This window comes from Kitasatospora phosalacinea, assembly GCF_000716545.1.
GTDB lineage: Bacteria > Actinomycetota > Actinomycetes > Streptomycetales > Streptomycetaceae > Kitasatospora > Kitasatospora phosalacinea.
This window is the reverse complement of sequence record NZ_JNWZ01000128.1, coordinates 1-5,156: the sequence shown is the minus strand read 5'-3', so window position 1 is coordinate 5,156 and position 5,156 is coordinate 1. Positions and strand designations below refer to the sequence as shown.

7 protein-coding genes and 1 pseudogene are annotated in these 5,156 nt (G+C 70.8%); 3 read left to right on the top strand and 5 right to left on the bottom strand.

Annotation, left to right across the window (positions count from 1 at the left end):
* The first annotated feature begins 281 nt into the window (after window positions 1–281).
* Together OO48_RS33555 and OO48_RS40910 are read left to right on the top strand one after the other, a co-directional pair.
* Window positions 282–725 carry a hypothetical protein gene (locus OO48_RS33555; protein WP_157845616.1) on the top strand — a complete coding sequence of 148 codons (444 nt, stop codon included), beginning with the start codon at window positions 282–284 and terminating at the stop codon, window positions 723–725.
* A 90-nt stretch (window positions 726–815) separates the two neighbouring features.
* Window positions 816–950 carry a hypothetical protein gene (locus tag OO48_RS40910; RefSeq protein ID WP_280842452.1) on the top strand — a complete coding sequence of 45 codons (135 nt, stop codon included), beginning with the start codon at window positions 816–818 and terminating at the stop codon, window positions 948–950.
* Between the two features lie 42 nt (window positions 951–992).
* On the opposite strand, the gene OO48_RS35660 is transcribed toward OO48_RS40910, so the two are convergent.
* The 3 genes from OO48_RS35660 to OO48_RS33540 form a co-directional block, all read right to left on the bottom strand.
* Window positions 993–1,943: a hypothetical protein gene (locus tag OO48_RS35660; protein WP_051733382.1), complete on the bottom strand. Its 951-nt coding sequence runs from the start codon at window positions 1,941–1,943 to the stop codon at window positions 993–995.
* The gene (locus OO48_RS33545; protein ID WP_033223325.1) at window positions 1,930–2,472 is read right to left on the bottom strand and encodes an RNA polymerase sigma factor; all 543 of its coding nucleotides are present in this window, start codon (window positions 2,470–2,472) and stop codon (window positions 1,930–1,932) included. The genes OO48_RS35660 and OO48_RS33545 overlap by 14 nt, the downstream gene beginning before the upstream one ends.
* Before the next feature lie 154 nt (window positions 2,473–2,626).
* Window positions 2,627–3,103, bottom strand: a complete 477-nt coding sequence (locus OO48_RS33540) for a MarR family winged helix-turn-helix transcriptional regulator (protein WP_033223323.1) — start codon at window positions 3,101–3,103, stop codon at window positions 2,627–2,629.
* A 43-nt stretch (window positions 3,104–3,146) separates the two neighbouring features.
* Between OO48_RS33540 and OO48_RS33535 the strand changes: the two genes are divergently transcribed.
* The gene (locus OO48_RS33535; RefSeq protein WP_033223321.1) at window positions 3,147–4,043 is read left to right on the top strand and encodes an alpha/beta hydrolase; all 897 of its coding nucleotides are present in this window, start codon (window positions 3,147–3,149) and stop codon (window positions 4,041–4,043) included.
* 170 nt (window positions 4,044–4,213) lie between these two features.
* Here OO48_RS33535 and OO48_RS33530 read toward each other — a convergent pair whose 3' ends face one another.
* Window positions 4,214–4,738 carry a P-loop nucleotide/nucleoside kinase family protein gene (locus tag OO48_RS33530; protein ID WP_033223318.1) on the bottom strand — a complete coding sequence of 175 codons (525 nt, stop codon included), beginning with the start codon at window positions 4,736–4,738 and terminating at the stop codon, window positions 4,214–4,216.
* Window positions 4,739–5,067: 329 nt separating this feature from the next.
* Window positions 5,068–5,156 (bottom strand): annotated as a pseudogene (locus OO48_RS37935) (IS5/IS1182 family transposase); the annotation flags it as partial.

The following is a 5,156-nucleotide window of genomic DNA, read 5'->3' as shown; positions in this document are numbered from 1 at the left end:
GTGCGTGGTGGAGCCTAGAGAACTCCCATCATCGCAGGTCGCAAGGCATCTCTTCGTTCTACGGGACCTTCCCGACAGCGATCACCCGGTGGATCCGGGTTCAGCCAATCCGGCAGCTCCCGTCCCAGATCCGGATCTTTCACATATTCCGGTCAGCACAGGGTCGACCTGCGCAGTGGTGCGAAAGTCGGGGCCACCTGAAATACAAGGCGGAGCCTTTCGCCACCACTCGCAGATTTCGACATGGATCCCGCAGAGAGGTTCGCATTCGAATGCGAGAATTGACGAACGCGCTGGTCGCAGTCGTGGTGATGATCGGCGGGGGCGTTGCGACGGCGTCGGCAGCGGAGGCTGCACCGGCTTCTCCGGTGACCGAGGTCTCCGGCTCGCGGGCAAGCGTGAAGGCGCTCTCCCGGCAGCAGGCTTCGAGCCTCCAGGCCCAGATCGACGAGCAGCTCGCCACCACCCGCGGCGGGACGCAGGTCAGCGCCAATGAGGTCTCGTACGACAACGGCAACGTCATCACGACCTTCCCCCTGCCCGGAGAGAGCACAGCACCCCCCAGCAGCGGAGCCGCCGTGAAGGGCGCTTCGTCACCCGAGAAGACCGCCGAGGGATCGGCCTCGCCGGTCAGCGTGGACTGGCACGGCTGCCCTCACGGCCTCATCGCAGATGACTGGTACTGCTTCTACGAAGACGAGCTCTTCCAGGGGCGTCGGCTGTAGTGGCACGACGAGCACTGCGGGGCCGCGATCTACTTCGTTGACTTCGGGTTCCGCGACAAGACCACCGGCTGGGTCGACACGACCAGCGATGTGAGCGTCGGCGTCCAGGACGACCTCGGGGGCAACACCTGGGTCAACCTGTGGGAGGAGGATTCCGCCACCGTGGTCGCCAACGTCGGGCCGAGCTTCAACGACAGGGCAGATCGCTTCTTCTCCTGCTCCTGAGCCCACGTGCGGCCCCTCCCGGACCGGGTGGGGCCGCACCGCTCACTGCTTGTGCGCGTCCAGGTAGGCGGTGTAGCTGATCACCGACGGCACCGGGACGTTCAGTTCGCCGGCCCGGGTCGTCAGCATGGCCTCCTGGCCCAGGATCCGTCCCGTGGCTGCCTCGATGATGAAGGTGTAGCGGGTCGGCAGACCGCTGCCGTCGGAGTCTGCGGAGAACGCCTGTCCGCTTCGGCCCGCCCGGTCGGTGACGGAGCCCTCGTAGCGCAGTTCGGGAAGTCCGGCGATCAACCGGAGTACGGCTGCGCGCTGCGCCGGGTCCAGGGCCTGGCTGCGGAGCACCCCCCTGAGCGCTTGATCCGCGCCGGAGGCGGCATCGATGGCGGGCGTGGACCGGCGCAGGCTCTCCCGCAACAGCGCCGGGTTCGTAGGCATGGGCTCGCGGTACAGGCCCGGCGCGTAGGCCTCGGTCTTCGCTCCTTGCCCTTCGAAGGCACTGGTCAAGGTCCCAGAGCCGTCGGTGTGCACAACAGCCTTGTGGTCCTCAGCCACGACCCGGGACGACACCGTCTCTCCGTCGATCCGGGTGAACAGGCTCCAGTCCTTCCACTCCAGGACGGTGTCCGCTCCGGTCGGCTCGGACAGCGCCGCAGTGTGCTGCGCGATGCCCTCCAGGACCTGCCCGGCGGGCAGGGACGTCTCAACGGCCGTGTACTGCAGCGGCGGCGGGGTGGCGGCATAAGCGGTACCGGCCGTCGAACCGGGCAGCAGGCCGAAGACGAGTGCGGCCGACGCCGCCACGGCCAGGCCCCCGAGGGGAACCAGCAGCCGGGGGCGGCGCAGGAGCGCGGTGCTGCGCCGGGGCGCGGCGGTGTCGGCTTGTTCGGCCAGGATCCGTTCGAGGTCCTGCCGCCGCCGGCCGGGGTCGCCTGCAACATCGGCAGCGGGGTCACTGCCCGCCATCAGAGCTTTGACGCTGTCAGCCGCTCGCACGGCCCACCTCCATGGCAATCGGGTTCACGGGATCGGCATCGAATGGCGCGGAGTCGGCAAGTGCCGCACGAAGACGGCGCCGTGCCCGGAACAGCTGCACGGAGAAGGTCGCCGGGCTGCAGCCGAGTACCTGGGCAGCCTGGCGGACACCGAGCCCCTCCCAGGCGATCAGGGCCAGTACCTCACGGTCCCGCTCTCCCAGGCGCGTCCATGCCGCGTGCACGCTGTCGCGCGCGGCCACGTGCTCGGCGATGTCACGCACCGGCAGGATGCCTTCGGTTTCCCAGCGCACGGCCAGTTGCTCGCTGCGCTCCCGCCCGCGTACGTGGTTGGCCACCACTTTGCGCGCCACTTCGTACAACCAGGGCAGCGGCTCGGCCGGTAGCTGCGACCAGCGCCGCCACGCCACGACGAACACCTCCGCCGCCAGGTCGTCGGCGCTGTCGGCTCCCGCCCGCCGGTAGACGTAGCGCAGCACCGCCGTATGGTGCTCGCCGTACAGTGCGCTGAACTCCTCAGCAGCACCCACCTCGGCCCCCTCGTTTCGCTCTCCACCCTGGATATGTCCGGCACCCCCGCAGTTCTTACGGCCGGGCTCGAAAAAAATCGGATTGCACCGCCGGAGCCCTTGTCGGTGATCGGTGGGTCGTGCGGGTTCGGGGCGGGGTGCTGGGCTGGGGCCGTCAGCCCGTGGGCGTGCCGATCTGGTCGCGTTCGAACGCGGCGCGCAGGTCGGAGACGACGCGGGCGGCGGCCGTGCCCGCCGGGCCGTCGAGGGCGTCCGCGATCAGTGCGGCCAGTGCGCGGGTGAAGGTCCGCTCGGCCGCGTTGGCGAGCCGTGTGCCGTCGTCGGTCAGGGCGAGCAGCAGGGAGCGGCGGTCGGCCGGGTTGGGCTGCCGGAGGACCCAGCCCCGCTTCTCCAGCCGGTCGATGCCCTTGCTGGTCGCTCCGACGCCGATGGCGAACTCGGCGGCGAGGTCCGCCACCCGGGATCCGGGATGGTCGCGCAGGTGGCGCAGGAACTCGAACTGCGAGGTGACGATGCCGTGCCGTTCGCGGAGGCGGTCGTTGAGGGCGTTGTACAGCCGGGTCTCGCAGCGGACCAGGTCGGCGAAGAAGCTGGGGAGGTCGACCGCCCCGCCATTCGATTTAGATGCCATGGCATATAGTGTAGGGGAATCCATCTGCGGCAGGAGTACACCCGTGAGCAAGGAACAGCGCGCCCGGATCGACGCGATGATGCGGCAGTCGCGGCCCGAGGGCCCGCGGTCGGTCGACGAGTTGCGCGCCGGATTCGAGGCGCTGATGGCCCGGATGGCCGTGCCCGACGGCATCCGCACCGCGCGGACGGCGCTCGGCGGCCGGCCCGCGCTGCGCGTCGAGCCGGACGGCGGGCCCCGCGCCGGGACGATCCTGTACTTCCACGGCGGCGGCTTCGTGTTCGGCTCCCCCGAGACCGCCCTGTCCCTGACCGGCCACCTGGTGGCCAGGACCGGCTTCGGGGCGTACTCCCCGGACTACCGCCTCGCCCCCGAGCACCCCTACCCGGCCGCGATCGAGGACACCCTGCGCGCCTACCGCGAACTCCTCGACACCGGCACGGACCCCTCGGCCATCGTGTTCGCCGGCGACTCCGCCGGCGGCGGCCTCACCGTCACCACCTGCCTCGCCGCCCGCGACGCCGGCCTCCCGCTGCCCGCCGCCGTGGTGGCGTTCTCCCCCGGCCTCGACGCCACCCGCACGGGCGCGAGCATGGACACCAAGGAGGGGATCGACCCGGTCTTCACCCGCGCGGGCGTCGAACACACCGGGGCGATGTACCTCGCCGGAGCCGATCCCCGCCACCCCCTGCTCAGCCCGGCCGTCCTCGCCGACCTGAGCGGCTTCCCCCCGCTGCTGATCCAGGTCGGCACGAACGAGATCCTGCTGGACGACTCCACCCGCCTCGCCGCCCGCGCGCGGGAAGCCGGAGTGGACGTCGTCCTGGACGTCACCGCCGACGTACCGCACGTGTTCCAGGCATTCACCGGCCTCCTGGACGAAGCGGACCAGGCCCTGGACCGCGCGGCCCTCTTCCTCACCCAACGCATCCACGCATAACCCACCAACCCGGCCGGGGTGGGGCGGTGGGGGAAGGACCTGGCTCGCGCCGGGCCCCTCCCCCACCGCCCCACCCCGGCGGCCACACGCACGACCCGACCCGGAACAGGCCGGACGACACCACACCCAGGCCGCCCGCGCAGCGGCCGCGTCGCCGCGGACTCCGGCCGTCACACGAACGACGGCCACCGACCGGCCGCCCACTCCCGCCAGCCGACCCAACCCGCCGGCGGCCCGGCGACCTTGCGGCCCTCCAACTCCGCGGCGTCGGGCTCCTCGAAATGCGCGCGCCCGTGCAGGATGTCGGCCTCGGACATCGGCAACGTCTCCTCGGGGGCGGTCGCCCAGCGGTGGGCGATCCGGGCGCGTTGGGTCTCCTCGTCCACCGGCAGGTAGACCATGCGGAAGCACGCCCCCTCCGCCTCCACGAGCCAGCGGATCGCCGACCGCTCCTCCCGTGACCAGCAGCCGTAGTCCACAACGACGTTGGTGCCCAGCCTGACCGCCTCCAGCGCGAGCCAGAGCATGCGCCCCTCCAGCACGTCGCGCTTCCCGTCCGCCTCCGCCCCACCGAACAGGGGAATCATCCAGTCGTCCGGCGTCAGGCGCAGCGCGCCGTGCTCCGCGGCGAGCTGTCGCGCCCGCGTGGTCTTCCCGGCCCCTGGCAGGCCGACCATCAGAAACAGCGTGGTCACCCCCGAATCGTGACAGCGAAGCCAACCCGACGGCCACCGCTTTACCCGCCCGATCACGGATCCGGCGTGGGCTCGGGATGTCGGCGGGGACGGGTTCGGTGGTTCCCTCGCGCAGGGAGGCGACGTGGCGGCGTACGGCCAGGACGCTGCCCCGGTAGCCATGTTCGGCGATCTCGCGGAACAGTTGCTGGGCGCTGGTGCACCCAGCGGTGAACCGGCTGTTCATGTTCAGGTGGGGCTTGAACGGGCCGATTAGCCCCTGCCTGTCGGCCCCGGACTCCCGGGCGGAGGCGAGGAGTTCGTCCAGCGGGGTGGTCTTAGAAGCCATCTCATTTGGTGATTCTGCGATGGCAGATGAGGGTGGCGGCGATGGTGGCGAAGGCTGCGAAGTGGGTGCCCTTGCGTTCGTAGCGGCGGT